Here is a 26,766-nt window from a genome sequence, read left to right on the forward strand (position 1 = left end):
GCACCCCTCTCAGTGATGTCAGTAGTCGACCGGGTCGCGGGCGATGGGGCAGGTCATGCAGTGCCCGCCACCTCGGCCCCGGCCGAGCTCGGCGCCGACGATCGGGATCACCTCGACGCCGGCGTCGCGCAGCAGCGCGTTGGTGTACGTGTTGCGGTCATAGGTGAACACCACCCCCGGCTCCACCGCGACAGCGTTGTTGCCGCTGTCCCACTGCTGGCGTTCGGACGCGTACACGTCGCCCCCCGTCTCGAGCGCCCGGAGCTCGGAGAGCCCCAGGGACTCGGCCACGACGTCGACGAACGCCCGGTCGCCCTCGTCGGTGACCTCGATCCCGTGCGCGTTGTCGCCGGGGCGCAGGGAGAACGAGTGGATGCCGTCCACGATGCCCGGGAAGTAGGTCACGACGTCGCGATCGGCGAAGGTGAACACCGTGTCGAGGTGCATGGCGGCACGCAGCTTGGGCATCCCGGCGACGACCACGCGCTCGGCGGCCCCCTGCTCGAAGAGGGCGCGCGCGACCTGGGTGATGGCCTGGCGCGACGTCCGCTCGCTCATCCCGACCAGGACCGTGGCGTTGCCGATCGGCATCACGTCCCCGCCCTCGATGGTGGCGAGCCCCCAGTCGAGCTCGGGGTCGCCCCACCACACCTTCGACCCGGCGTAGTCGGGGTGGAACTCGTAGATCGCCTTGTAGAGCAGCGTCTCGTCGTGACGTGCCGGCCAGTAGAGCGGGTTCATCGTCAGGCCGCCGTAGAGCCAGCACGTGGTGTCGCGCGTGTAGAGCGTGTTGGGCAGCGGCTGCATGAGGTAGTCCCGCGCCCCGGTGGACTCGCGGGCCAGTGCGACGAAGCCGGACCGGAAGTCGTCGGGAAGGTCACTGGTAGCCATCCCGCCGATCAGCAGCTCCGCGAGCCTGGCCTCGTCCAGCGTGCGCAGGAAGGAGAGGGTCTCGTCCACGAGCCCGTAGCCCACCTGGTTCAGGCTGATCTTCCGCTCCAGCAGCCAGTCCTTGGCCCCCGGCACGGCCATCGTCTGCGCGAGCAGGTCATGGAGCTCGACCACCTCCACCCCGCGCGCCTCGAGCTCCGACACGAAGGCCGCGTGGTCCTTCTCGGCGTTGTCGACCCACATGACGTCGTCGAAGAGCAGCGAGTCGGAGTTCGTCGGCGTGAGCCGGCGGTGCGCGAGGCCCGGGGAGCACACCAGGACCTTGCGCAACCGGCCGACCTCCGAGTGAACGCCGTACGCCGACGCGGCGCCGCCACCGGCGGCCTCGGGTCCTGGATTCTGGTCACTGGTCATGTGTCGTTCCTTCCGTGCGGTGCGTCAGAGGGCGATCCGGCCGGTCCACAGGCCGACGACGCCGACGACGCCGGCGGCCACGATGATGACGAAGAGGCCGATCTCGGCCGGGGTGAAGATGCGCCGACCGCGCTCGCTGCGCGCCTTGACGTACAGGAGCGACGCAGGCGCCAGGAGCACCGCGGACAGCAACAGGAACTCGAGGCCGGCGGCATCGAAGAGGAACAGCGTGTAGACCGTGGCTGCCCCCGCGACGATCCCCTCCCGGAGCTTCACCCGGGGCGTCTCGTCCTCGTACGACTCCCCGGTCAGGGCGAGCTTGAGCGAGTACGCCGCAGCCAGGAGGTAGGGCAGCAGGGCAAGGCTCGTGGACAGGTCGAGGAGGAAGTTCAACGCGTCCGCCACCACCAGCGTCAGCAGCAGCACCGACTGGATGGCGATCGACGTGACGACGAGGGCCGTGATCGGCGTCCCTGCCTCGTTCTCACGTCCGAGGAACGCCGGGAAGTCGTCCTGTCGCGCCGGGATGTACATGACCTCGGCGGCCATCAACGTCCAGGCGAGGTAGGCGCCCAGGACGGAGACGATGACCGCCACGCTGATGAAGACCTCGCCCCAGTCGCCCACGACCGACTGGAAGACGCCGACCATCGAGGGCTGCCGGGTGGCGGCGATCTCCGGCTGCGGCAGGACGGCGTAGCTGGAGAGCGTCACCAGCGAGAAGATCGACAGCACGCTGAGGAAGCCCATGACGGTGGCTCGGCCCACGTCCTCGCGCTTCTGGGCGTAGCGCGAGTAGACGCTGGCCCCCTCGATCCCGATGAACACGAACGTCGTGATGATCATCGTGTTGCGCACCTGCTCGTCGAGCGAGCCGAGGTCGCCGTAGCCGTAGGCGGTCCAGTTGTCGGCGAAGACGTCGGCATCGAGGTTCACGAGGAGCACCACGATGAACACCAGGATCGGGATGATCTTGAAGATCGTGACGATGCGGTTGATCACCGCCGCATCCCTCACCCCGCGGGCGATGAGGACGTGGAAGAACCAGACGCCCAGTGTCGAGAGCACGAGGGCCAGCACGGTGTCGCCGTCCCCGAAGCTGTCGAAGAAGGCACCCAGCGTCGCCGTGATGAACACCCAGTAGAAGGCGTTGCCCGCGACGGTGCTCGCCCAGAAGCCGATGGCGGAGTTGAAGCCGGCGTAGTCGCCGAAGCCTGCCTTGGCGTAGATGAAGACGCCCGAGTCCAGGTCCGGCTTGCGCAGCGCGAGGTTCTGGAAGACGAAGGCCAGCATGAGCATGCCCGCGCCGGCGATCGCCCAGGCGATCAGCGACCCCAGGATCCCGGTGGCGACGCCGAACCGGGCCGGCAGCGAGAACACCCCGGCCCCCACCATGCCGCCGATGACCATGGCGGTCAGGGTCGGCAGCGTCATCTTCTGGACGGGGCTGCTCTCCGCAGGAGGGGCCGGCTGCGTGCCGGGCGCGGTCATGCCGTCCCCCGGGCAGTGGCGGCCGGTCGGACGGGCGTGTTCCCCGAGGCGCGCATGGGTGCGATCCTCCGACGTGACGGCCCCGAGCGGGTCCCCCGTTGCGGGGGAGGCCACCCCGTCCGCGCCGTGAGCAGACTCGGCACGACGACGGCAGAGACCGAGGAGAGGAGTCGGGGGGACGTGCTTCACCAAGGCTTGAGCTCGGTCATGCGCGGTGGCACGGCAGTGCTGCTCGCGGCCGTCCTGGCCGGGTGTGCCGACTCCGACAGCTCGGACTCGTCCTCCTCGCCGTCCCCGTCGACGGCGGACACCTCGTCCGCCGCGACAGTCGACGCCGCCGCGCTGGACGGAAGGTCGTACGCCTCGACCTCCGTCGAGGGCGCAGAGCTGGCAGAGGGGACGACCGTCGAGGTCGGGTTCGAGGGCGAGACCATGTCGGTCAACGCCGGGTGCAACACCGTGTTCGGGCCGTTCGAGGTCGACGGCACGACCATCGCATGGACGTCCGAGCCGGCCGCCACGATGATGATGTGCGACCCCGACCTCCTCGAGCAGGACCGCTGGCTCACCGAGTTCTTCAGCGCCGGCGTCGACGCCACGGTCGAGGGAGACGCCCTGACACTGCAGGCCGGCGGGGTCACGATCGAGCTCGGGACGGACACCCCCGACGACCTCACGAGCCTGCTCGGGCGCACCTGGACCGCTGTCGGCACGGTGTCCGACGGGGCCGTGTCCCGGCTTCCGGTCGACACCCGCCGACCGCGGCTCGACGTCGGCGCGAACGGACTGTCGCGCCTGTTCACCGGGTGTCGGAGCGGACGCGTCACCGTGCAGGTCGAGGGGACGGCGCTGGTCTTCTCCAACGTGACGCTCCAGCGCGGGCGCTGCACCGGTCCGGCGCGTCAGACCGAGCGCGCGGTGCTGGCCCTGCTCGACGGCCCCAGCGACTCCGCCGAGCTCCACGACAACCTCCTGGTCGTCACCCAGGGTGGCGAGGGCCTCTTCTTCGAGATCCGCTGACCCGGGTCACGGCAGGTCCGCGGTCGCAGCGCCCAGGCGTCGCCGCCACACGAGGGTGACGACCCCGCCGAGCATGACCGGGCCGAGGATCGTCACGGCTCGCCACACCGTGAGCGCCGCGACCAGCTCGGGCTCGAGCGCGTCGCCGCCGATCTCCATGAACGCCCCGAGCAGGACCACGTCGTAGATGCCGAGGCCCATCATCGGCGGCAGGGTCAGGGGGTAGGCCAGGAAGAAGATGCCGATCACCTCGTACGCCGGCACCGCCTCCGCGGGGACGCCGACGAACCGGATGGCCAGCAGCAGGATGCAGGCGTCCGACAGCACCATGGCGCTCAGCGCGAGCAGCGACCGCGGGAAAGCCCGTCGGTAGTCGGCCACGATGTGCTGCTGGAACCCGGTCGACGAGCGGACCCACGCATCGGGGTCGACCGAGGAGCGCACGCGCCGCACGATGTTCGCGGCCGTCCTCCCCAGCCGGGCGGCGAACTGCTCACGGCGGACGGCGCGCGAGACGACCACGGCGAGCACGACCGCGATCGCGATGCTCACCACGGCGCCCGCCACCGGCGGGGTGCCACTGCCCAGGACGGCAAGGACCGCAAGGCCGATGAGCGGCGCGGCGAAGCGGTTCACGTAGAACACGACCATGTTCATCGTGGCTCCGGCGAGGCCCCGTGAAGCCTCGATCCCCCAGCCGCGGAACATGGCCACGCGTATGACCATGTCGCCCGGCGGGGGCGCCACGACAGCCGTGACTGACGCGACGAGGTCGCTGAGCAAGGCGCGTCCCGCGCCCAGGCCGTCGATGAACAACGCGAGCGGGAGGGCGTTGAACGTCTGGCGCACGAGCAGGACCGCCAGGAGCGCGAGCAGCTGCCAGACCGTCAGCCGGCCGAGCGCCTCTCCCACTGACGACCAGTCGATGGCGCCCAGGAACGTGGAGGCCAGCCACCCACAGACGAGGACGATGACCACGACGACCACCGGCCGGAGCCACGGCGGGCGGTGGCGCGCGGACGTGCCGGCGTGTGCCTCATGGGGCGGTCCGCCTGCCGTGAAACCGTCGGGGGTCACGACGACCTGCCGCGGGACCCACCGATTCTCTTCTGGACGACGCGGGCCAGGACCGCCAGTGCGACCCAGGCCGCGACGGAGATCGCTTGCTCGCCGTAGTCCCCCGGGTCGCCGACGACCCGGACGTCGGAGTCGACGCGACCCAGGCCGGCAAGGACGAGGGCAGACCCGCCGATGGCAGTCACCCAACCGACCAACCGCTCCCGCCAGCGCTCGAGGGCCACCCCGCCGACGACCGCGACGGCAGGCACGAAGACGACGGCCAGCAGGACGCTCGCGTCACCGGTGTCGAGGATGGTGAAGAGGCGCGCTCCGACGACCGCACCCACCACCAGTCCCACGACGAAGAACAGCACGCGCGCGGCGAGCACTCCGACGAGCAGGGCGAGCAGGCCGCTGGCGGCCGCGACCAGGGCCGCGGTGCCCGCACTCGCCCCGAAGGCGTCGGCCACCAGCCAGGCCGCCCCGGCCCCGGCGCACACCAGCACCAGGCGGATCGACCAGATGCCTCCGACCGCGAGCAGCACCCCGACGAGGACCAGCACCGGTGCTTCCATCGAGCGATCGTCGCGGCCGGGCCGGCCGGGAGGATCACCCGGACCGGGCGACACGACCCGGACGGACGCCGGGACGTGTCGCGACGCACGAGGGGCCGCCGGTGTCGCCACCGACGGCCCCTCGTCATGCCTGCTGCGTCAGCGGCGGCGGCCGCGATCGACCACGGCGAACCTGATCTTCTTCTTGCCGGCCTCGACCTTGTCGTCACCGCGGTAGCGGACGACGACCTTGACCTTGCCGGCGCGGGCGTAGCGGGGCAGCAGCACGCTGCTCCGTCCCCGGACGCTGAGCGTCTTCGTCCAGGACGTCGACTTCCCGGCGCCCTTCACCGTGATCCTGACCTTGCCGGACGGGACGACCTCCTTGGCCCGCACGGTGACCCGCAGCTTGACGCGGGTCTTCACCTCGACCGGCTTGACCATCTTGGTCGAGATCCGCGAGCGGACCTTGTCGGCCGGCGGGGTGGTCGGCGTCGGGGTGGTGGTCGGCGGGGTGGTCGGCGGCGTGGTCGGCGTCGGACCGGGGGTGCTGCCGTCGTTGTCGGACAGGATCGTGATGTCGGCGTCGTTCACGTCGAAGAAGTAGTTCTCCACCGCCTCGACCTTGATCCGCGCCTTGGTGGTGGCCACGTCGGGCCAGGTCACCTGGGCGTTGCCGTCGTTGGGCGTGCTCTCGGCGAGGACCGTCGGGAAGGTCTGTCCGCCGTCCATCGACAGGCTGATCCTCACGTTGGCCGAGAGGGCGCTCGTGTTGTTGGTCCAGTAGATGGTCTCCGTGCGACCGCCCACCGCCGCGGCGGTGGTGGCCGCCTTCGACGTCACGCGGAACGGACCGCTGGTCTTGTCGAGCAGCAGCTTGACGTCACCGTAGGCGTAGCCGCCGCCCTCGGGGGCGAGGTCACGCGCGGTGAACCGGAAGTTGAGCGACGGCTCGGTGTTGCCGGCCCACCCGACGCCGGGGTTCGCTGCCGATCCGACGTAGTCGGCGGTCGGCAGCCACTCGGCGAAGCACTCGGTGACGGGCACGGCGGGCAGTGGGACCGGTGTGCCGGGCGTGGTGGGCTTCGGCGGCATCGCGGGGCAGGTGCCGTCGATCGCGTTGGTGTTGTTGGCCAGGATCTGCGCCATGTCCGGGAACACCCGGGTCGGGCTGGACGTGGCGAGGTTCTCACCCGGCGAGTTGATCTGCAGCGCGCCGGCCGGGGTCACCGGGGCGTGCACCCCGAAGATCCGGAAGAGCGGGCCGTCGACCTTGGTCTGGTTGCCGAGCGCGGTGCCGGCGGCACCGCCGCGGTCGTTCTGCTCCCAGATGTGCACGAGCGGGTCGCCGTCGGGGTCGGTCGCCTGGCCGGTCAAGGCGAACGGCGTCCGGATCGGGATCGTCTTCGTCTCCGGGGCCGTCACCACGGGGGCGTGGTTGCCGGTGGGCGTGACGGTGGAACCGCCGTTGCGCTGCGGACCACCCTGGGCGGTCTCGCCGACGAAGCCGGTGACGTCACCCGAGGCCGGCGCGAGGCCGAGGGCCGCGACGTCGGTGCCGGCGTACGGCGCACCGGTGAAGCGGACCTCGAAGCCCGTGTCGTCGATGACCGTGGTGCTCGTGCTGCCGAAGTTGCGGATGTCGACGGTGCCGACGCCCGTGACGGCCTCGATCGCGGCGTCGATGCCGGCGACGGTGTAGTTGGTGCCGCGCACGATCGGCGCGGTCTGGGTGCCGTCGAAGCTCAGCGTGAACGACTCGCCGTCGGTGTCGAAGCCACGCAGCGACACCGTCTGGATGTCGTTGATCGGCGCGCGGGTGGCGGTGACGGTGTTGCTGATGTCGGTGATGCTGCGCTGCGAGAAGTACGGGTCGCTGTGCGGCTGGAGGTTGTCCTGCTGGCAGATGCCGGCGTAGGCCATGATCGAGCTGCCCGAGCCCGGCTCGTACGGCGAGCCGCCGCGGTTGCCGGAGCAGTTGAGCTCGGTGCCGTTGAACGTGTGCGGGCCGCCGAACTGGTGGCCGATCTCGTGCGCGACGTAGTCGACGGCGAAGTAGTCGCCCTCGGGAGCAGGCAGGCCGGTGCAGCCGCGGGCCTTGCCGTCACCGCCGATCACGCCGAGGCCGGCGACGCCGCCGCCGTTGACGCCGAGCGCGAGGTGGCCCACGTCGTAGCTGGAGGCGCCGACGAGCTGGCCGAGCACGATGCGGTTGCGGTTGAGCGAGGCGCCGGCGCAGCTGGTCAGCTGGGCAGGCGTGAAGCACGGAGCCGAGCCGCACGGGCCGTTGGGCTCCGTGGCCTTGGCGGCGGTGTCGAGGTTGAGCTTGTCGGTGTCGTCGATCAGCACCATCCGGACCGCGAGGTCGTCGTTGTAGATCTGGTTGACGCGGTTCATCAGGGTGACCTTCTCGGCGAGCACGTTCTCGGTGCCGAAGTAGGTCGCGTAGGACGGGTCGGTGACGAGCGCCAGGCGGTAGGTCCGCAGCGAGACCTCGGTGCCGGGCGCCTCGGCCAGGCTCGTGCCGAGGCGCTTCACGGTGTCCTCGTCGAGCTCGGGCTCGACCAGACCGCGGTCGCTGCGCGGCAGGTCGCCGTGGCGGTAGGAGAGGTAGAGGCTGTCGTCGCCGTTCCAGGCCGGGTCGACGTACCAGGCGGACCGGTTGCCGTCGCCACGCACGGAGGCGTGGAAGCCCATCGGCGTGAGGTCCAGGCGGATGGTGGCGGTCGGGTCGCCGACGGCGCGACCGGCGTAGGTGGTCAGCTCGGGGTGGCGGGCCGCGAGGCCGTCCTCCATCACGGCGACCTGCTGCACGCGGAAGTCGATGAGCTCGCCGTTGGGCGCGGGGACGGTCACGACGGCCCCGGCGTCGTCGGCGCGGGCGGACTCCTCCGCGGGAGCCCGGTCGAGGGCTGCGCGGATCCCGGCGCGGTCGAGGGTGAAGGCGGCGTAGCGCTTGGGCTCCACGCGCCTCGTGTTGTCGCCCCGGTCACCGCCGGGGCGTCGGTCGGTGGCCGCCCAGTAGCCGTCGTCGGGTGGAGCGGCACTTCCGGAGAGGGCCAGGGCCTGCAGGCCCGCGAGGGCGATGACGGCCGAGATGAGCAGGGACAGGTAGCGCAAGGGACGGGACATGCAGATCCTCGGATCTCACGGCGGGACGGGGGCCTGAAGACTAGGCGGTGCGGGGGTGGGGTAGATCCACCCTCACGGGGGAGGACACCACCCTCCTCCGCGGGCGTTCCCGGGCGTGTGACGGAAATTTCAGTCCAAGTGATGAGTTCGCGCGGCTACCTCCGTCACACGTGGTGACAGGACACGACGGACGGAAGGATGAACGATGACCATCGACACGTGGACGGAACGAACGGGGGAGGCGGTCGTCATGGGCACGCTCCAGGGCATGGACGAGAGCGCGTTCGCGGACCTGGCCGAGCGCCACCGCCGCGAGCTGCACGTCCACTGCTACCGGATGCTCGGCTCGTTCCAGGACGCCGAGGACGCGGTGCAGGAGACGTTCCTCAAGGCCTGGCGCTCCCGGGAGACCTACGAGGGACGTTCGACGGTGCGGGCGTGGCTCTACCGCATCGCCACCAACACCTGCCTCGACCTGATCGCGCAGCGCCGGCCCGAGCCGGCGCGCGGCGGCGAGGTGAGGTGGCTGCAGCCCTACCCCGACAGCCTCCTCGACGAGCTGCCCGCCGACGGTGCCGACGACCCGGAGAGCAAGGCGCTCGCGCGGGAGACCATCGAGCTGGCCTACGTCGTCGCGGTGCAGCACCTCGCCCCGCGTCCGCGCGCCGCGCTGATCCTCCGCGACGTGATGGGCTGGCCGGCCAAGGAGGTCGCCACCCTGCTAGGTGACTCGGTGAACTCGGTCAACAGTGCGCTGCAGAGGGCCCGCGCGGGGATGCGCGAGCACCTGCCCAGCGAGCGGCAGGAGTGGACCGGTGACGACGGCGACGTCGGGAACCGCGACCTCGTGCGCCGCTTCACCGACGCCAGCGTCTCCGCCGACATCGACACGGTGGCCACCATGCTGCGGCACGACGTGCGCTACTCGATGCCGCCGTGGGAGGGCCTGCTGGTCGGTCGGGACGCGGTCCTCGCGGACTGGACGGCCAACGGCTTCCCGGAGATGACCGGCCTGCGGGCGGTCCCGACGGCGGTCAACCGTCAGCCCGCGGTCGCCTGCTACCTCTGGAACGAGGAGCAGGCGGCGCACCTGCCGCTCACGATCGACGTGCTGCGCGTCGCCGGCGGCCTGGTCACCGAGGTCACCATCTTCGGCGCCGAACGGTTCGAGTCGCTGGGGCTGCCCGAGCGCCTGCCGGCCGAGGGTGGCGAGCGATGAGCCGCGGCCGGCGTCTCGCCGTCACCGGGCTCGGTGCCGCGGTGGCGGCCGCGGCGCTCAACGCCGTCGTCGCGGGCCTCGCCCGGGCTGCCGGCGTCGACCTCGAGGTGACGGGCGGAGAGGCGATCCCGGTGTCAGGCATCGCCTTCGTCACCGTCGTCTTCTCCGTCCTCGGGGTGCTCATCGCCGCGGCCCTGTCGCGGTGGAGCGACAGCCCGGTGCAGTGGTGGCTGAGGACGACGGTGGTGCTCACCGCGGTGTCGCTGGTGCCGCCCTTCCTGGCCGCCGCCGACGCCGGCACGGCGGCGACGCTCGTCGCGCTCCACCTGCTCGCCGCAGCGGTCGTGGTCCCGGTCGTCGCGCGGACCCTGCGCACCCCGGCCTGACCCGGCCTCAGCGCCCGCCGCCGTCCTGGCCCCCGCCGCCGTTCGCGCCCTTCCCGCCGCCCCTCCCCTCGGGCAGCAGGCCGAGGGCGCGGCCGAGCGGCGTCGTGAGCGAGCGGGCGTACGTCGTCGTCACGTGGCCCTCGTCGCGCTGCACCACCATGTCGGCGACCACCGCCGGGCAGCGGCCGTCGTCGCAGAACCACTGCCGCGTCGGCACCACCTCGACGCCGGCGCGGTCGGCGGCCTCGATGCTCTTGCGGGTGACCCGGTCGGCCCGCTCGGCGGTGCCGCTCAGGCAGCTGCCCAGGTGGGCGTCCTTCTCGGCCAGGCAGCGCTCGGGCGAGATCGTGCGCCGGGGCACGTCCTCGAGGAGCACGAGGCGCTTCGTCAGCGGGAGCAGGTCGGCGAAGAGCCGGTCGAAGCCCTTCTCCAGCTCCGCGACGACACCGTCGGTGCTGCGCTCCACCTCGCCGTCCACCTCGACGTTGGGCGCACCCGACGTCGACACGACGACGAGCTCGGGGTCGAGCTCGCGGATCCGGTCCTCCGCCCACGCGTTGAAGTCGAGGCAGCCCTGCCACGGCTTGACCTTCCCGCCGCCCCGCACCATCTGCACGCGCGCGGGGGTGCACTGCGACTTCACCAGGTAGTAGGTGCGCCAGCCCGCCTGCTCCGCGATCCGGTCGAAGGCCGGGATCCAGTGCCGGCCGTGCGAGTTGCCGAGCACCACCATGGTGCGGTCGGCGTCGAGGTCGCCGGCGGGGCACAGGTCCGTCGGGGTCCCGATGTACTCGCAGTCACCGAGGTCGGCCCGGTCGTCCTTCAGCTCGCGCAGCGCCGGTCGGATGTCGCGGGGGATCCGCCGCCCGGCGGCCGCGGCCCGCACGGACGCCTGCACGAGGCCGATCCACGGGTCGTCCGAGATCCGGGAGCCGTCGACGGTCCGCTCGTAGTCGTCGGCGGAGATCGGGGCGTCCTGCCCCTCCAGCTGGCGGTCGATGAGGCTGGTGGCAGCCAGGCAGCAGGCCACGGCGACCGACACGGCAGCCGGGTAGAGCAGCATGCCGCGGGGGCGCTTCGCCGTACGCACCGTGCGGAACGGCGTCTCGACGAGGCGGTACGACGCCCACGTCATCACCGCGGTCACACCGAGCGCCACCAGCAGCTCGACGGGTCGCAGGTCGCGACCGACGCGCTGCTCGGCGACGACGAGCACCGGCCAGTGCCACAGGTAGAGGGAGTAGGAGGCGTCGCCGACGACCCGCATCGGCCGCACCCCGAGGGCGCGCTGGGCGAGCGGCAGCGGCGAGTCGTCGAGACCCGTGCCCGCGAGGATCACCGCGCTGGTCCCGAGGACCGGCAGCAGCGCGAGCCATCCGGGGAACGGCGACGCCTCGGTCACGACGAACAGGGCGACGCCGATCAGTCCGAGGCCCGCCACCGCGACGACGTTGCGCGCCACCTGGCCGAGGTCGCGGGCGAGGCGGGGCGCGAACACGGCGAGCAGGCCGCCGGCGGCGAACTCCCACACGCGGGTGAAGGTGGAGAAGTACGCGCTCTCCGGCGAGGCGGTCGACGCGTGCACCGACCACGCCAGGCTGGCCGCGGTCGCCAGGGCCAGCACGGTGACGATGCCCGCCCGGTGGGCGCGCACGTCGCGGCGGGGCAGCACGAGGGCGGCCACCACGATCGACGCGAGCAGCGCGAGCGGCATGACGAGGTAGAACTGCTCCTCCACCGACAGCGACCAGAAGTGCTGGAGCGGCGACGGCGGGTCGGTCGCGGTGAAGTAGTCGGTCTCCTCGATGGCGAAGCGGACGTTGGCCCCGAAGAGCGCCGCCCACACGCCGTCGACGGAGGCGTCCCGCGCGTCGAGCGGGTTCAACCACAGCCACGACGCGACGACGGTGCCGATGATCGCGACGGTGGCGGCCGGCAGGATCCGTCGCGCCCGGCGGACGTAGAAGCCGACGAGGTCGATGGTCCCGGTCTTCGCCACCTCGCGCAGCAGGAGGGTGGTGATGAGGAAGCCGGAGAGCACGAAGAAGACGTCGAGGGTGACGAACCCGCCCGGGTAGGGGGCGATGCCGGCGTGGAACACCAGGATGCCGAGGACGGCCAGGGCACGCATGCCCTGGATGTCGTCGCGGAAGCCACGGCGTACGGCCTTCGTGCTCACGGCCCGGTCGGGAGGTGCGGGGGTCACGAGGATCCTCACGGACGAGAGCAGGTCTCCGTCACGCTAACCGCGCTGGACGGGGCGTCCGATGGGGTCCAGACCCCAGATCGGCGGGCGCCGCGACCGCCCGGTCAGCCGGGTCCGCCGGGGTGGGCCTCGTCCCAGGCGCGCGTCACCTTCTGCGGGACGACCATCCGCCAGGCGTCGACGACCAGCTCACGTGCTTCTGCCGGGTCGAGGTCGGCGACCGTCGCGTGCACCCAGTTGAACCGCATGTCCGCCTCGCTCGGCAGGTGGAAGCGAGGATCGCTGTCCACGAGCGCGGCCCGCTCCTCCTTGGGGAAGGCGAACCCCATCACCGACTCGTCCTGGGAGAACGCCGTGTAGACGATCGAGCCCACCCGGAACTTCAGACGACCCCGGACGGTCACCACGTAGGACCGGTCCAGGCTGGCTCCCAAGGGGAGGACGTCGTCGATCACCGCCATGCCGTCAGTATCGACCCGGCGCGGTCGATCTGCATCGACGTCAGCCCAGGCCACCGCCTGCGCGTGGGCGGGATCACCCACGGTCGATGAGGCCGTACGTCCCGGCGCCGCCTAGGCTGGACCCTGAAAGGGAGTAGTCCCCAACAGGCGTGTCGACACACTGACCTCTCCGGTCCGGCGCGCAGGGCCACCTCGTGGTGGCGGACGAGACTTTCGACCAGATTCACACGACCCCACCCGGACGTGCCTGGTCGAAGGCGCGTCCCGGCTCCCGGGGTCACCTCCGGCCGGGCCGGAGAGGAACCGCCCCCATGGAAGCGCTGCTCATCAGCACCGCCGTCATCTTCGTCGCCGAGCTCGGCGACAAGTCCCAGCTCATGGCGATGACGTTCGCCACCCGCTACCGCGCCCGCGACGTGATCATCGGCATCACCGTCGCCACCGCGATCGTCCACCTCGCCTCGGTCGGCATCGGCGTCGCGATCGGCGAGGCCTTCAGCGACTACCAGCCGTCGATCAACATCGCCGCCGGCCTCGCGTTCCTGTTCTTCGCGGCCTGGACGCTGCGCGGAGACGAGCTCACCGACGAGGAGGCCGACAAGGCGCGCACCAGCCAGGGCGCGGCCGTCCTCGCCGTCGGTGTCGCCTTCTTCCTCGCCGAGCTCGGCGACAAGACCATGCTCGCCACCATCACCCTTGCCACCCACGAGGGCTGGTTCGGCACCTGGATCGGCTCGACCATCGGCATGGTCGCCGCCGACGCGCTGGCCATCGCCGCCGGCGCGCTCCTCGGCCGCCAGCTGCCCGAGAAGGCGATCAAGTACGGCGCCGCCGGGGCGTTCGTCGTCTTCGGCCTGCTGCTCGTCTGGCAGGGCTGGACGGCCCTCTGACGTAGGCGAGACTGGGCGGGTGCGACTTCCCGACCCGGCCCTCGTGGTGCTCGTCGGCGCCTCGGGGGCCGGGAAGTCGACCTGGGCCGCGGCCCGCTACCGCGGCGAGGAGGTCGTCTCGTCCGACGCCCTCCGCGGCGTCCTGGGCAGCGGTCCGCACGACCTCGACGCCTCGACCGACGCCTTCGCCGTCCTCGAGACCGTCGTCGCCGCGCGGCTCGGCCGCGGCCTGACCACGGTGGTCGACACCCTCGGGCTCGACGCGACGAAGCGGCGCGCCTGGCTCGGCGCGGCCCGCGCGCGCGGACTGCCGGCGGTCGCCGTCGTCCTCGACACCCCGGACGCCGAGTGCCGCCGCCGCAACGCCGCGCGCGACCGCCCGGTCCCGGCCCCGGTGCTCGCGGGCCAGCTGCGCACGGTGCGCGACGTACGTCCCCTGCTGGACGCCGAGGGGTGGGACCTCGTGGTCGAGGTCGCTGCGGGCGAGGCGGCGGCCCCGTCGATCCCCGTGGCTGCGCCTCGCCCCACCGAGGACCGGATCTCGAGCCTCGGCCTGCGGTCGGTCCTGCAGGTGTCGCGCTTCCCGTGGGACGAGGATCCGCTCGCCTGGCTGACCGACGTCGCCCGCGCGGCGGACGAGGCGGGCTTCGCCGGGCTGGCGCTGATGGACCACCTGATCCAGGTCCCCCAGGTCGGCCGCGCGTGGGACCCGGTACCGGAGCCGTGGGTGGCCCTCGGCGCGATCGCCGCCGCCGGCACCGGGCTGGAGCTCGGCACCCTCTGCACGCCCGTGACCTTCCGTCCGGCGGGCGTCACGGCGAAGGCCGCCGCCACGCTGTCGGCGCTGACCGGCGGCCGCGCCTTCGTCGGCGTCGGCGCCGGGTGGTTCGAGCGGGAGCACGCGGCGTGCGGCATCGCCTTCCCGCCGGCCCGCGAGCGCCTCGACGACCTCGAGCGGGCCGTGGTGACGATGAAGGCCCTCTGGGCGGCCGGCACCAAGGCCTACGACGACCACGGCGTCGTGCTGCCCGAGACGACCTCCTACCCCCGACCGGCGGGGCCGATCCCGGTCGTGGTCGGCGGCTCCGGTGAGCGCCGCACCCTGCGCATCGCGGCGCAGCACGGCGACGCCTGCAACCTCCGCACGACCGACGAGGGCGAGCTCGAGCGGCTGGTCGGCGTCCTGCACGCGCACTGCGACGACGTCGGTCGCGACCGCTCCGAGGTGGCGGTGACGGTGCTGGACCTGCCCGTCGTGGGTGCCGACCGCGACGACGTGTGGGCGCGCGTCGAGACGCTCCGCGGGCGCACGCCGGCAGCGACGTACGCCGCCCGCACGCACGCCGCGACGGTCGCCGACCACCGCGACCGGTGGGCCCGGCTCGCGGGTCTGGGGGTGTCGACGGTGTTCATCGCCACCCCCGACCTCGGAGCTCCCGACGACGTCCTCGCCCTTCGGGGGCTGAACGCCTGACGCCGATGTCGGGGTCGGGCCGACGTGTCAGTCTCGATACGACCCGTCACGGCCTCGCAAGCTCGGCCGTGGGGTCACTCGACCTCCCGCCACACGTCCTGGCGACTTCGTCGCCCGGACTAGTGTCGTGACATGCAGACGCGCACTCTCGGACAGCAGCAGGTCGGCGCCATCGGCCTCGGCCTCATGACCTTCGACCAGACCGGCAGCCAGCCCCGCCAGCAGCTCCTCGACACCGTGTCGGCGGCCCTCGACGCGGGCGTGACGCTCCTCGACACCGCCGACGCCTACGGACCCGGCGACGAGAAGGGCGCCGGCGCCCAGGGCGAGAACGAGCGGCTGATCGCCTCGATCCTCGACGAGCTCGGGGCCCGCGACCGGGTCGTGCTCGCCACCAAGGGCGGCCACGTCCGCACCGAGGGCGGCGGCTGGGACACCGACAGCTCGGCCGCCCACCTCCGCGAGGCCGTCGACGCCAGCCTGCAGCGCCTCGGCGTGGAGCAGATCGCGCTCTGGCAGCACCACCGGCCCGACCCGAAGGTCCCCTACGACGAGGTCATCGGCACGCTGAAGGAGATCGCCGACAGCGGCAAGGTCGCCCACGTCGGCCTCTCCAACGCCGACCCGCAGCAGATCCGTGACGCACACGCGGTCCTCGGCGCCGCGCTGGTCAGCGTGCAGAACCAGTTCAGCCCGAAGTTCCGCTCGAGCCGGCCCGAGATCGACGTGTGCGAGGAGCTCGGCCTGGCCTTCCTGCCGTGGAGCCCGCTCGGCGGCCTGTCCGACGCCAAGGAGCTCGCCGACAAGCACCCCGCCTTCGCCGAGATCGCCCGGGAGCGTGGCGTCAGCGCGCAGCAGGTCGCGCTGGCCTGGGAGCTCGCCCAGTCCCCCGTCGTCATCCCGATCCCGGGCGCCAAGCGGCCCACCTCGATCACCGACTCGGCCGCGGCCGCCGAGATCGAGCTCACCGCCGACGAGCTGGCGCGCCTCGACGCGAGCTGACCCAGGGACAAGCCAGGAGCCCGCGATGCCCCGTCCGATCCTCGCCCGCGCGGTCGACACGGCCATGGACCGCTCGGTGGTCCTCGGCTACACGACGATCGGCCTCGCGGTGCGGCGGGCGCTGCCGGGCTGGCCGGCAGACCCGCTCCCGCGGTCGCTGGAGGGTCGGCACGTCCTCGTCACCGGCGCCAGCTCCGGGCTCGGGGCCGCGACGGTCGAGGGGCTGGCCGGTCTCGGGGCGGTCGTGCACCTGCTCGTGCGCGACGAGGCCAAGGGGGCCGGGGTCGCCGACCGGATCCGCGCCGCACACCCCGCTGCGGAGCTGCGGCTGTGGCGGTGCGACGTGGCCGACCTCGACGACGTACGACGCTTCGCGACCGGCTTCGCCGCCGAGGTCCCGGACCTCCACGCGGTGGTGCACAACGCGGGCGTGATGCCCCCCGAGCGCACCGAGTCGCCGCAGGGCCTCGAGCTCAGCATGGCCGTGCACCTCGTCGGGCCGGTGGTGATGGCCGAGGCGCTGCGCGGGTCGCTCGCCGGCGGTCGGGTGGTGCTGGTCAGCAGCGGCGGGATGTACGGCCAGCCGCTGCACGCGGACGACCCGGGCTACACCGCCGGCGACTACTCGCCCACGACGTCGTACGCCCGCTCGAAGCGCTGGCAGGTCGACCTCGCCCCGATGCTCGCCGACCGGTGGGGTGTCGACGGCACCACGGTCGCGACCATGCACCCCGGCTGGGCCGACACCCCCGGCGTGCGGGAGTCGCTCCCGACCTTCCGCCGGCTCACCCGGCCGGTGCTGCGCGACGACGCGCAGGGTGCCGACACGAGCGTGTGGCTGACGGCGGTCGAGCCCGCCCCGCCGACCGGCCGCTTCTGGCACGACCGGGTCGAGCGCCCGACCCACCTGCTGCCGACGACGCGCGGGAGCGACCGCGACCGGGCCCGTGCCTGGGCCTGGCTGTGCGAGGCGGCCGGGCTGGACGACGCCGCCGCACCCTAGGGTGGCGCGGTGCTGAGCCTGCAGATCGACGACGCCCGCCTGTCCGACCTCGAGCCGTGGCACGCCGAGCAGCTCGCCGCCCTGTTCCGGGCGCACGGCCCCGACTTCTACGACTGGCTGCCGTGGGAGGGCTTCGAGGACGTCGAGGGAGCGCGCGGGTTCCTCGAGTCGTTCGCCAAGGGCCGCGGCGAGGGCACCCGCCGGCTCTACGGCATCTGGGTCGACGACGAGCTGGTCGGCGGCACGCTCTTCCCGAGCATCAACGCCCGCTCGCGGACCGCGGAGGCGGGCGTCTTCCTCGCGGCGTCCGCCCGCGGACGCGGCATCGTCACCCGGGCCGTGGGCGCCATGCTCGACTGGGCGTTCGTCGAGCGCGGGTTGCACCGCGTCGAGTGGCGCTGCGCCCCCGGCAACCACGCGAGCCGGCGCGTCGCCGAGCGGCTCGGCTTCACCCACGAGGGCACGCTGCGGGAGGTGTTCCCCGTGCGCGAGGAGCGGCAGGACCTCGAGGTCTGGGCGCTGCTGGCCCGCGAGTGGTCCGGACTCCCGATCCGCCCCTAAAGAAACTTGACTCGTTCAAGAAAAGGGGGCAGGGTGGTCCGTGATGGAGGACCACGACTTCGAGCACCTGCTCCGCAGCGCTGACCTGCGGGTCACCCGGCCGCGGCTCGCCGTGCTGAGGGCCGTACGTCGCCAGCCGCACGCCGACACCGGCAGCGTCCTCGCCGCGGTGCGCACCGAGGAGCCGACCGTCTCCCACCAGGCGGTCTACGACGTCCTCGGCGCGCTCACCGACTCCGGGCTGGTCCGCCGGATCCAGCCCGCCGGCTCGGTCGCGCGCTACGAGCTGCGCGTGGGCGACAACCACCACCACGCGGTCTGCCGCTCGTGCGGCGTCGTCGCCGACGTCGACTGCGCCGTCGGCGTACGCCCCTGCCTCCACGCCTCCGACACCAACGGCTTCGTCATCGACGAGGCCGAGGTCACCTACTGGGGCCTGTGCCCCTCCTGCGCCACCAGCTCCTCCGCCACGACCACCGCCAGCACCCACTGAGAGGGAACCCCATGCCCGACGACCTGACCGACGACCTGCCCAACGACTCCGCGCGTTCGACCGACACCTCCGACAGCAACCAGGCCAACGCCGAGGTCGGCGAGATGAACGAGGACGCCCCGGCCGGCACGTGCCCGGTCCTGCACGACGGCCTCAAGCACCCCACGCAGGGCGACGCCAACAGCGAGTGGTGGCCCGAGCGCCTCAACCTGAAGATCCTGGCGAAGAACCAGCCCGTGCTGAACCCGCTCGGTGAGGAGTTCGACTACGCCGCCGCCTTCGAGACCCTCGACGTCGGCGCGGTCAAGGCCGACATCGCCGCGGTGCTGAAGGACAGCCAGGACTGGTGGCCCGCCGACTTCGGCCACTACGGCCCGCTGATGATCCGGATGGCCTGGCACAGCGCCGGCACCTACCGAGTGCAGGACGGCCGCGGCGGCGGTGGCACCGGTCAGCAGCGCTTCGCCCCGCTCAACTCCTGGCCCGACAACGGCAACCTCGACAAGGCTCGCCGCCTGCTGTGGCCGGTGAAGAAGAAGTACGGCAACGCCCTGTCGTGGGCCGACCTGATCATCCTCACCGGCAACGTCGCGCTCGAGGACATGGGCTTCGAGACCTTCGGCTTCGCCGGCGGCCGCGTCGACGCCTGGGAGCCGGACGACGACGTCTACTGGGGCCCCGAGACCGAGTGGCTCGGCGGCGATCGCGGTGGCGAGCAGCGCTACTCCGGCGACCGCGAGCTCGACAACCCGCTGGCCGCGGTCCAGATGGGCCTCATCTACGTCAACCCGGAGGGCCCGGAGGGCAACCCCGACCCGATCCTGGCGGCGCACGACATCCGCGACACCTTCAGCCGGATGGCGATGAACGACGAGGAGACCGTCGCCCTGATCGCCGGCGGACACACCTTCGGCAAGACCCACGGTGCCGCCGACCCCGAGAAGTACGTCGGCCCCGAGCCGGAGGCCGCGCCCATCGAGACCGGTGGCCTCGGCTGGCTGTCGAAGTACGGCTCCGGTGTCGGCAAGGACGCCATCACCTCCGGCCTCGAGGTCACCTGGACCGATGTCCCGACCCAGTGGAGCAACCGCTTCTTCGAGATCCTCTTCGAGCACGAGTGGGAGCTGGAGAAGAGCCCGGCCGGCGCCAGCCAGTGGGTCGCCAAGGACTCCGAGGCGATCATCCCGGCGCCCGACGAGGGTGGCGCGAAGCGCCGGCCGACCATGCTGACCACCGACCTGGCGCTGCGGATGGACCCGGCCTACGAGGCCATCTCCCGCCGCTTCCTGGAGAACCCCGAGGAGTTCGCCGACGCCTTCGCCCGTGCGTGGTTCAAGCTGACCCACCGCGACATGGGCCCGGTCGCCCGTTACCTCGGCCCCGAGGTCCCCTCGGAGGAGCTCCTCTGGCAGGACCCGATCCCGGCCCCGGCGCACACCCCGTCCGCCGAGACCGTCGCGGCCGTCAAGCAGCAGGTCGCCGACGCCGGCCTCACGGTCAGCCAGCTGGTCTCGACCGCGTGGGCGGCCGCATCGTCGTACCGCCACTCCGACAAGCGCGGTGGCGCCAACGGTGGCCGCATCCGCCTCGAGCCGCAGCGCAGCTGGGAGGTCAACGACCCGCAGCAGCTCGCAGGCGTGATCTCGGTGCTCGAGGGCATCGCCGAGCGCAACGACATCAGCTTCGCCGACACGGTCGTGCTGGCGGGCAACGTGGGTGTCGAGCAGGCGGCGGCTGCGGCCGGCGTGACCGTCGAGGTGCCGTTCACCCCGGGTCGCGGCGACGCGACCCAGGAGCAGACCGACGTCGAGTCGTTCGCCTGGCTCGAGCCGAAGGCCGACGGCTTCCGCAACTACGAGCGGTCCGACGCCAAGCTGCCGGCGGAGTACCTCCTCGTCGACAAGGCCAACCTGCTCAACCTCAGTGCGCCCGAGCTGACCGTCCTCGTCGGCGGCCTGCGCGTGCTGGGCGCCAACACGGCGGCCTCGACCGACGGTGTCCTCACCGACCGCCCGGGCCAGCTGACGAACGACTTCTTCGTCAACCTGCTCGACCTCGGCACGGTCTGGAGCCCCGCCGGCTCCAACGACCGCTTCGAGGCCAGCACGGGCGGCAACGCCTGGACCGGCTCGCGCGCCGACCTGGTGTTCGCGTCGAACTCCGAGCTGCGCGCGGTCGCGGAGGTCTACGCCCAGGACGGTGCCGAGGAGAAGTTCGTGCACGACTTCGTCGCTGCGTGGGCGAAGGTCATGGACAACGACCGCTACGACGTGAAGGCCTGACGCCTCCCGTCGCACGCCGGCAGCCCGGTCCCCGTTCGGGGGCCGGGCTGCCGTGCGTCCGGGCTGCGGTGGCGGACGTCTTCGGCCCGCTCTAGCGTGGCGGCATGGTCGACCACGCCACGCCCAACCTCCCCTCGCGTGACCTCGACGCCACGGCTGCCTTCTACGCCGCGCTCGGGTTCGCGACGGCGTACCACGACCCGGGCTGGCTGATCCTGGAGCGCGGCACGCTGGTGCTCGAGTTCTTCCCCGACCCCGGCATGGACCCGGCCTCGACCGCCTCGAGCTGCTGCCTGCGCGTCGACGACGTCGATGCGTGGTACGACGTCTGCGTGGCGGCGGGCCTGCCCGTGACCCACGTCGGGTGGCCACGGCTCCATCCGCCGCGCGTCGAGGACTCGGGGATGAGGATCGGCTACCTCGTCGACGCCGATGGCAACCTGCTCCGGCTCGTGCAGAACCCCTAGTCGGCGGCGGGTCCCGCCACCGCCTCGTCGCCGACGCTGATGGTGCCCGATCCCAGCAGCCGGAACACCGTGCCGCCCCGCGGGGAGCGCAGCGCCTGCATGGCGCCGGGGCCGAGCCAGTCGTCGAGGAGCCGGCAGGGTGCGGCGATGCGCACCACCTCGAGCTCGACGTCCGCGATCCGCATCCGCTCGCCCGGCCGCGTCGGGATCGGACCGGTCGTCAGCGTGATGTTGCGGCGGGTGAGGCCCGGGTCGACCGGCCTGCCGAGCACCTCGGCCGCCGCCTCCAGGTCGTCGAGCGCCTGCACGGTCACGTGGCGGTGCCTCGCGCCGTGGTAGCGGTCGCCGACCAGGCCGACGCCCGCCTCGGCCTCGACCGAGTCCACCGACTTCGTGGGGATCCTGCGCCCGGGGGCGATGTGGAGGGCGTGCACGCGCGAGATCACGGGTGCGACCGTACGTCGCGAGGAGCATGATCGGTTGCCATGAGCGATCTCCGTGACCCGAAGGCGGCCCTCCTCCGCTACCTCCAGGACGCGCGCGACGCCCTGCTCTGGAAGCTCGAGGGGCTCGGTGAGCGCGACCTGCGGCTCCCGCGCACGCCCACCGGGACCAACCTGCTCGGCATCGTCCGGCACGTCGCCAACGTGGAGATCGGCTACTTCGGACCGACGTTCGGCCGCGAGTGGCCCGACCCCGACCACCCGCTCGTCGTGTCCGACCCGGACTACGACGCCGACCCGCAGGCCGACTGGTGGGTGCCCGCCTCGGTCCCGGCGGCGGAGGTCGTCGACTTCTACCGGTCGGTGTGGGCCTTCAGCGACGCGACGGTGGCCGAGCTCCCGCTCGATGCTGCGGGGGCGGTCCCGTGGTGGTCGGCCGCGCACCGCGACGTCACGCTCCACCGGGTGCTCGTCCACGTCCTCGCCGACCTCACCCGGCACGCCGGCCACGCCGACATCCTGCGGGAGGACATCGACGGGGCTGCCGGCCTCAAGGTGGACGTCACCAACATGCCCGAGGTCGACTGGCCGGCGTACGTCAACCGGCTGAGGAGCATCGCCGAGGAGTTCCCGGCCTGACGAGCTCTGCTATACCGGACCATCTGGTCCGACACGTTCGGGAGGCACGCATGACGACGACATGGCAGCTGCCGGAGACGGCCCGCGGGTGGGTCACCGACGGAGGGCTCGAGACCGACCTGATCTTCCACCGCGGGCTCGACCTCCCGGACTTCGCGTCCTTCCCGCTCCTCGACGACCCGGCCGGCCGGGAGGTGCTGGCGGACTACTACCGCGCGTACGCCGTCGTGGCGGCCCGCGCCGCGGCCGGCCTGCTCCTCGAGACGCCGACCTGGCGGGCCAACGGCGACTGGGGCGCCCGCCTCGGCTACGACGCCGAGGCGCTCGCCCGCGTCAACCGGGACGCCGTCGAGCACCTGCGCGCGCTCGCGGAGGAGGTGTCCCGCGAGGTCGACGACGTGCTCGTCGTCGGAGCGGTGGGGCCGCGCGGTGACGGCTACCTGGCCGGCGACCTCGACGCCGACCGCTACGCCGACTACCACCGCGCGCAGCTCGCCGCCTTCCAGGACGCGGGGGCGGACCTCGCGACGGCGTACACCCTGACCACCGTCGCCGAGGCGACCGGGATCGTGCGCGCCGCCGCCGACGTGGGCCTGCCCGTCGCGATCTCCTTCACCGTCGAGACCGACGGCAGGCTGCCGGACGGCACCGACCTCGGCACCGCCGTGGAGCAGCTCGACGCCGCGACCGACGCCGGTGCGGCCCACCTGCTCGTCAACTGCGCCCACCCCGACCACGTCCGCCCCGGCCTGGACGCCGACGCCGCGTGGACGGGCCGGATCGCCGGACTCCGGGTGAACTCCTCGCGGCTCAGCCACGCCGAGCTCGACGAGGCCGAGGAGCTCGACGAGGGCGACCTCCCGGACCTCGCGGCCACCACCCGCGCGCTGGTCGACGTGCTCCCGGCCGTACGCATCGTCGGTGGGTGCTGCGGCACCGACGCGCGACACATCGCGGCGATGTGGGAGGGCTGGACCCCGACGGCTCGATAAGTCGGAGGCGGACTGTCGGTGGCTGCGCCTAGGGTCGTCGGGTGCCCATGGACGACCTCGACCCGGTCCCGGCCGACCCGGCCGCGCCGCAGGTCGAGGCCCACCTCCCGCCGGGCGTGACCCGCGGCCCGGAGACCGTGCGCGCCTTCCGGCAGGTCCTCGGCAACACGCTGGTCGCCAACGTGACCGCGAGCTACCTGTGGTTCGCCCTCACCTTCTGGGCCTACCTCGAGACGCGCTCGGTGATGGCCACCGCGATCATCGGCGGCGGCTACATGCTCTTCACGGCGGTGTTCGGGACGTTCTTCGGCACCCTCGTCGACCGCCACCGCAAGAAGCAGGTGATGGTCATCTCGTCGACCGTCACGCTCGTCGCCTACGCCGCCTCGGCCGGCCTGTGGCTGTTGCTCGGCGAGGACCGGCTGGCCGACTGGGGCAGCGCGTGGTTCTGGTTGTTCACCGGCGTGATCCTGGTCGGCGGCGTCGTCGAGAGCCTGCGCAACATCGCGCTCTCCACCACCGTGACCCTGCTCGTCCCCGACGACGGACGCGACAAGGCCAACGGCCTGGTGGGCACCGTCCAGGGCATCTCGTTCATGATCACCAGCGTCTTCAGCGGTCTGAGCGTCGGGCTGCTGGGCATGGGGTGGACCCTCGCGATCGCGGTCGCGCTGACCGGCGTCGCGCTGCTGCACCTGCTGCCGATCACCGTCCCCGAGGTCGACCCGGCGCCGGAGGAGGGCGGGCCGCGCTTCGACTTCCGCGGGGCGATCTCCGCGATCACCGCGGTCCCGGGGCTGGTCGCGCTGATCCTCTTCACGACGTTCAACAACCTGGTCTCCGGTGTCTACATCGCGCTGATGGACCCCTACGGCCTGGAGCTCTTCAGCGTCGAGGCGTGGGGCATCGTCCTCGGTGTCACGGGGCTGGGGTTCGTCGTCGGCGGCGGGCTCGTCGCCAGGTTCGGCCTCGGTGCCAACCCGGTCCGCACCCTCCTGCTCGTCAACCTCGCCATCGCCCTTCTCGGAATGACCTTCACCGTCCGTGAGTGGGCCTGGCTCTACGTCCTCGGCATCTTCCTCTTCATGGCCGTGATCCCGGCCGCCGAGGCGGCCGAGCAGACGATCATGCAGCGGGTCGTCCCGTTCCGCACCCAGGGCCGGGTGTTCGGCTTCGCCCAGAGCGTCGAGCTGGCCGCCAGCCCGATCTCCGCGTTCCTGATCGGCCCGATCGCGGAGTTCGCCCTGATCCCCTACATGGAGTCCGAGGAGGGCAGCGACTCGTGGCGCTGGCTGCTCGGCGACGGCGACGCCCGGGGCATCGCGCTGGTCTTCATGATCGCGGGCGCGATCATGTTCGTCACCGTGCTCATCGCGCTGACGTCCGCTCCCTACCGTCGGCTCTCGGCTGCCTACGCCGATGCGCCGCCGCAGCAGATCGAGGGCGCGGCCACCGACTGACCCGCGGGCGGGTGGCTCAGGCGGGCATCCGGGCGTCGAGGAAGCGGACGGTCCGGTTCATCGCCGCGATGAAGGCCGGCCCGAACGCGTGCCCGTCGTCGTACCACTCCAGGGTGGCGTCGACGCCGGCCTGCGTCATGGCGCGCTGGGTGGCGCGGGCCCACGGGGGCGGGCAGGTGTCGTCGACCCGGCCGTGCACCATGAGCACCGGCTCCGTGATGTCGCCGAAGAGCGGCCGCGGGGAGGCGCCCCGCCAGAACTCGGGGTCCTCGGCGGGGAGCCCGTGGCGTCCCCGGAAGTCGGCCTTCAGCTCGGCGAGGGGCGCGTCGGGCCGCTGGAACTGGGCGAAGTTCTCCGCCTCGAGGCTCGAGACGGAGGCCCATCCCACGCCCGCGGCGAAGAGGCCGGGCTCGGCGGCGAGCGCCTTCATCATCACGCCGCCGCCCATCGAGCGGCCGAACAGCGCGATCCGGTCGGGGTCGACCCGCACGTCGTCGGAGGTCCGGAGTGCGTGGAGCGCGGCGACCGCGTCGGCGGCGTAGCCGAGCCGGACCGCTTGCTCGACGCGTGGGTCGTCGGTCGACTCGGCGTGGTTGCGGTAGTCGACGTGGAGCGCGGCGTAGCCGCGCTGGGCGAGGAACCCGCGCTCGCGCGTCATGCCCTGGCCGCGGACGTAGTAGGCCGGGTCGATGTAGCCGTGCGCCAGCACGACCGCGGGGAAGGGACCGCGCCCGTTCGGCACGTTGAGCACGCCGCTGATCTGCAGGGGCTCGGTGCCCCGGCCCATCGTGGTGGACGAGAAGGTGACGTCGTACGACGTGTAGGCGGGGGTCCGCTCGCGCACCGCCCCGAGCCGCAGGTCACCGCCGGTCAGGTCGGCCCGGGCGAGGGCGGCCATCGAGATCGGGTGTGCCGGCTCGGGCTCCTCGGTCGGCTGCTCCGTGGGCTCGTCCGTGGGCTCCTCGGTCGGCGCGCTGGTGGGCTCGCTGGTCGGGTTGGCGCTCGGGGTGTCCTGCGGGTCGGCGGAGCCGGGCTCGTCCGCCCCGCTCGAGCACCCGGCGAGCAGCACCATGACGGCGGCGACGGTCGCGACAGGGCCGGCGGCTCGGGGCCGGAGGGCGGGCATGCCGACCAGTCTGCGGGACGGTCGGAAACGCGCCGGTCGCGTCCGGTCACGTCTGCGGCCCGCGGGACGTCGACTGGTCGAGACGACGTGCACGCGGAAAGGTGGACCCATGGACCGGACGGAGAGCTTCGAGGCCGAGCGGCCGCGGCTGCTCGGCATCGCGACCCGCGTGCTGGGCGACCACGCCGAGGCGGAGGACGTGGTGCAGCAGGCCTGGCTGCGCCTGGACCGCGCGGTCACCCGCGACGGCACCGACATCGACAACCTCCCCGCGTGGCTGACCACCGTCACCACCCGGCTCTGCCTCGACCGGCTGCGGGCCCGCACGCCCGTGCCGGTGGAGGACCCGCACCTCGAGGACGCGGCGCAGGAGCCGTGGTCCGAGCCGGTGACCGACCCCGCGGACGACGTCGCACTGGCCGACACCGTCGGCATCGCGCTCCAGGCGGTCATCGATCGGTTGTCGCCGCGCGAGCGGGTGGCCTTCGTCCTGCACGACAGCTTCGGCTTCGACTTCGCGACCATCGGCGCGGTCCTCGACACCTCTCCCGTCACTGCCCGCAAGCTCGCGTCGCGCGCCCGGGCCAAGGTCGCGCAACCGGCACCCGAGGACGCGCTGGCCGACTGGGAGGTCGTCGACGCGTTCATGGCCGCCGCCCGCGGTGGCGACTTCGAGCGGCTGCTCCAGCTGCTCGCGCCCGACGCGGTGGTCGGCGCCGACGAGGCCGCGGTCCTGGCCGGCACGCCCGCCTCCATCGAGGGTCGCGACGAGGTCGCCACCTTCTTCAACGGCAGCGCCCAGGCCGCGATGGCCGTCTTCGTCGGCGACCGACCGGCGTCCGCGTGGTTCCACCGCGGCGCCGCGGCGGTCGTCTTCGACTTCGAGGTCGCCGACGGCCAGGTCCGCGCGATCACCTTCCGCGCCGAGCCGGCCGTGCTGGAGCAGGTCGTGCGCCGCGACGGGCCGTCAGCGAAGTGATCCACCGTGTGCCGCGGCCCGAGCGGAGGATCCGCCGGTCATGACACGGCTCGTGCCACCACCCCGGATCAGGTGCCGTGAGGATGCGGCACACCCCCGCCCACAATCGACGACTCCGTCGA

24 protein-coding genes are annotated in these 26,766 nt (G+C 72.6%); 15 read left to right on the plus strand and 9 right to left on the minus strand.

Features of this window, described 5'->3' with window-relative positions; genetic code table 11:
- Positions 1-18: 18 nt before the first annotated feature.
- Together ACXJKB_RS17650 and ACXJKB_RS17655 are read right to left on the minus strand one after the other, a co-directional pair.
- Positions 19-1,305: an arginine deiminase gene (locus tag ACXJKB_RS17650; RefSeq protein ID WP_457190649.1), complete on the minus strand. Its 1,287-nt coding sequence runs from the start codon at positions 1,303-1,305 to the stop codon at positions 19-21.
- Positions 1,306-1,329: 24 nt separating this feature from the next.
- Positions 1,330-2,739: a basic amino acid/polyamine antiporter gene (locus ACXJKB_RS17655; protein WP_457190651.1), complete on the minus strand. Its 1,410-nt coding sequence runs from the start codon at positions 2,737-2,739 to the stop codon at positions 1,330-1,332.
- 264 nt (positions 2,740-3,003) lie between these two features.
- Here ACXJKB_RS17655 and ACXJKB_RS17660 point away from each other — a divergent pair, with 264 nt between their 5' ends.
- Positions 3,004-3,816 (plus strand): META domain-containing protein, encoded by an 813-nt coding sequence (locus ACXJKB_RS17660; protein WP_457190653.1) that lies wholly within the window; start codon positions 3,004-3,006, stop codon positions 3,814-3,816.
- Between the two features lie 6 nt (positions 3,817-3,822).
- Here the strand turns inward: ACXJKB_RS17660 and ACXJKB_RS17665 are convergent, their stop codons facing one another.
- The 3 genes from ACXJKB_RS17665 to ACXJKB_RS17675 all read right to left on the minus strand — a co-directional run bounded on the left by ACXJKB_RS17665 (position 3,823) and on the right by ACXJKB_RS17675 (position 8,561).
- Positions 3,823-4,893 (minus strand): lysylphosphatidylglycerol synthase domain-containing protein, encoded by a 1,071-nt coding sequence (locus ACXJKB_RS17665; RefSeq protein ID WP_457190655.1) that lies wholly within the window; start codon positions 4,891-4,893, stop codon positions 3,823-3,825.
- Positions 4,890-5,450, minus strand: a complete 561-nt coding sequence (locus ACXJKB_RS17670) for a hypothetical protein (protein ID WP_457190656.1) — start codon at positions 5,448-5,450, stop codon at positions 4,890-4,892. Before ACXJKB_RS17670 ends, ACXJKB_RS17665 begins: the two co-directional genes overlap by 4 nt.
- Positions 5,451-5,588: 138 nt before the next feature.
- Positions 5,589-8,561: a M12 family metallo-peptidase gene (locus ACXJKB_RS17675; protein ID WP_457190658.1), complete on the minus strand. Its 2,973-nt coding sequence runs from the start codon at positions 8,559-8,561 to the stop codon at positions 5,589-5,591.
- Between the two features lie 205 nt (positions 8,562-8,766).
- Here ACXJKB_RS17675 and ACXJKB_RS17680 point away from each other — a divergent pair, with 205 nt between their 5' ends.
- Both ACXJKB_RS17680 and ACXJKB_RS17685 read left to right on the plus strand, forming a co-directional pair.
- Positions 8,767-9,780 carry an RNA polymerase subunit sigma-70 gene (locus tag ACXJKB_RS17680; RefSeq protein ID WP_457190659.1) on the plus strand — a complete coding sequence of 338 codons (1,014 nt, stop codon included), beginning with the start codon at positions 8,767-8,769 and terminating at the stop codon, positions 9,778-9,780.
- The gene (locus ACXJKB_RS17685; RefSeq protein WP_457190661.1) at positions 9,777-10,166 is read left to right on the plus strand and encodes a DUF6069 family protein; all 390 of its coding nucleotides are present in this window, start codon (positions 9,777-9,779) and stop codon (positions 10,164-10,166) included. The genes ACXJKB_RS17680 and ACXJKB_RS17685 overlap by 4 nt, the downstream gene beginning before the upstream one ends.
- Positions 10,167-10,173: 7 nt before the next feature.
- On the opposite strand, the gene ACXJKB_RS17690 is transcribed toward ACXJKB_RS17685, so the two are convergent.
- Positions 10,174-12,372, minus strand: a complete 2,199-nt coding sequence (locus ACXJKB_RS17690) for an acyltransferase family protein (protein ID WP_457190663.1) — start codon at positions 12,370-12,372, stop codon at positions 10,174-10,176.
- A 104-nt stretch (positions 12,373-12,476) separates the two neighbouring features.
- Positions 12,477-12,833, minus strand: a complete 357-nt coding sequence (locus ACXJKB_RS17695; protein ID WP_457190665.1) for an MmcQ/YjbR family DNA-binding protein — start codon at positions 12,831-12,833, stop codon at positions 12,477-12,479.
- 311 nt (positions 12,834-13,144) lie between these two features.
- Between ACXJKB_RS17695 and ACXJKB_RS17700 the strand changes: the two genes are divergently transcribed.
- The 8 genes from ACXJKB_RS17700 to ACXJKB_RS17735 all read left to right on the plus strand — a co-directional run bounded on the left by ACXJKB_RS17700 (position 13,145) and on the right by ACXJKB_RS17735 (position 21,005).
- Complete coding sequence (locus ACXJKB_RS17700) at positions 13,145-13,723, plus strand: TMEM165/GDT1 family protein (protein ID WP_457190667.1); 579 nt, start codon at positions 13,145-13,147, stop codon at positions 13,721-13,723.
- Positions 13,724-13,742: 19 nt separating this feature from the next.
- On the plus strand, positions 13,743-15,197 hold the full coding sequence (locus ACXJKB_RS17705) for an LLM class flavin-dependent oxidoreductase (RefSeq protein ID WP_457190669.1): 1,455 nt from the start codon (positions 13,743-13,745) through the stop codon (positions 15,195-15,197).
- A gap of 132 nt (positions 15,198-15,329) precedes the next feature.
- Positions 15,330-16,199 (plus strand): aldo/keto reductase, encoded by an 870-nt coding sequence (locus tag ACXJKB_RS17710; protein ID WP_300048347.1) that lies wholly within the window; start codon positions 15,330-15,332, stop codon positions 16,197-16,199.
- A 25-nt stretch (positions 16,200-16,224) separates the two neighbouring features.
- On the plus strand, positions 16,225-17,202 hold the full coding sequence (locus ACXJKB_RS17715) for an SDR family NAD(P)-dependent oxidoreductase (RefSeq protein WP_457190671.1): 978 nt from the start codon (positions 16,225-16,227) through the stop codon (positions 17,200-17,202).
- A 9-nt stretch (positions 17,203-17,211) separates the two neighbouring features.
- Positions 17,212-17,763, plus strand: coding sequence for a GNAT family N-acetyltransferase (locus ACXJKB_RS17720; protein WP_457190673.1), 552 nt, complete (start codon positions 17,212-17,214; stop codon positions 17,761-17,763).
- Between the two features lie 43 nt (positions 17,764-17,806).
- Positions 17,807-18,256: a Fur family transcriptional regulator gene (locus tag ACXJKB_RS17725; protein ID WP_457190675.1), complete on the plus strand. Its 450-nt coding sequence runs from the start codon at positions 17,807-17,809 to the stop codon at positions 18,254-18,256.
- Between the two features lie 104 nt (positions 18,257-18,360).
- Complete coding sequence (gene katG / locus ACXJKB_RS17730; RefSeq protein WP_457190717.1) at positions 18,361-20,538, plus strand: catalase/peroxidase HPI; 2,178 nt, start codon at positions 18,361-18,363, stop codon at positions 20,536-20,538.
- Between the two features lie 104 nt (positions 20,539-20,642).
- The gene (locus tag ACXJKB_RS17735; RefSeq protein WP_457190677.1) at positions 20,643-21,005 is read left to right on the plus strand and encodes a bleomycin resistance protein; all 363 of its coding nucleotides are present in this window, start codon (positions 20,643-20,645) and stop codon (positions 21,003-21,005) included.
- Here the strand turns inward: ACXJKB_RS17735 and ACXJKB_RS17740 are convergent.
- Positions 21,002-21,451: an MOSC domain-containing protein gene (locus ACXJKB_RS17740; RefSeq protein ID WP_457190679.1), complete on the minus strand. Its 450-nt coding sequence runs from the start codon at positions 21,449-21,451 to the stop codon at positions 21,002-21,004. The genes ACXJKB_RS17735 and ACXJKB_RS17740 overlap by 4 nt on opposite strands.
- 39 nt (positions 21,452-21,490) lie before the next feature.
- Between ACXJKB_RS17740 and ACXJKB_RS17745 the strand changes: the two genes are divergently transcribed.
- Genes ACXJKB_RS17745 through ACXJKB_RS17755 form a run of 3 tightly spaced genes read left to right on the plus strand, consistent with a single transcriptional unit; the run spans position 21,491 to position 24,539 of the window.
- On the plus strand, positions 21,491-22,087 hold the full coding sequence (locus tag ACXJKB_RS17745) for a DinB family protein (protein WP_457190681.1): 597 nt from the start codon (positions 21,491-21,493) through the stop codon (positions 22,085-22,087).
- Positions 22,088-22,137: 50 nt separating this feature from the next.
- On the plus strand, positions 22,138-23,079 hold the full coding sequence (locus tag ACXJKB_RS17750) for a homocysteine S-methyltransferase family protein (protein ID WP_457190683.1): 942 nt from the start codon (positions 22,138-22,140) through the stop codon (positions 23,077-23,079).
- 47 nt (positions 23,080-23,126) lie between these two features.
- Positions 23,127-24,539 carry an MFS transporter gene (locus ACXJKB_RS17755; protein WP_457190719.1) on the plus strand — a complete coding sequence of 471 codons (1,413 nt, stop codon included), beginning with the start codon at positions 23,127-23,129 and terminating at the stop codon, positions 24,537-24,539.
- 16 nt (positions 24,540-24,555) lie between these two features.
- Here the strand turns inward: ACXJKB_RS17755 and ACXJKB_RS17760 are convergent, their stop codons facing one another.
- Entirely contained in the window at positions 24,556-25,665 is a 1,110-nt protein-coding gene (locus ACXJKB_RS17760; RefSeq protein ID WP_457190685.1) for a prolyl oligopeptidase family serine peptidase, read from the minus strand.
- A gap of 109 nt (positions 25,666-25,774) precedes the next feature.
- On the opposite strand from ACXJKB_RS17760, the gene ACXJKB_RS17765 reads away from it, so the two are divergent.
- Complete coding sequence (locus ACXJKB_RS17765) at positions 25,775-26,644, plus strand: sigma-70 family RNA polymerase sigma factor (RefSeq protein WP_457190687.1); 870 nt, start codon at positions 25,775-25,777, stop codon at positions 26,642-26,644.
- Positions 26,645-26,766: the final 122 nt, after the last annotated feature.

This window comes from Nocardioides sp. P5_E3 (genome assembly GCF_054049275.1).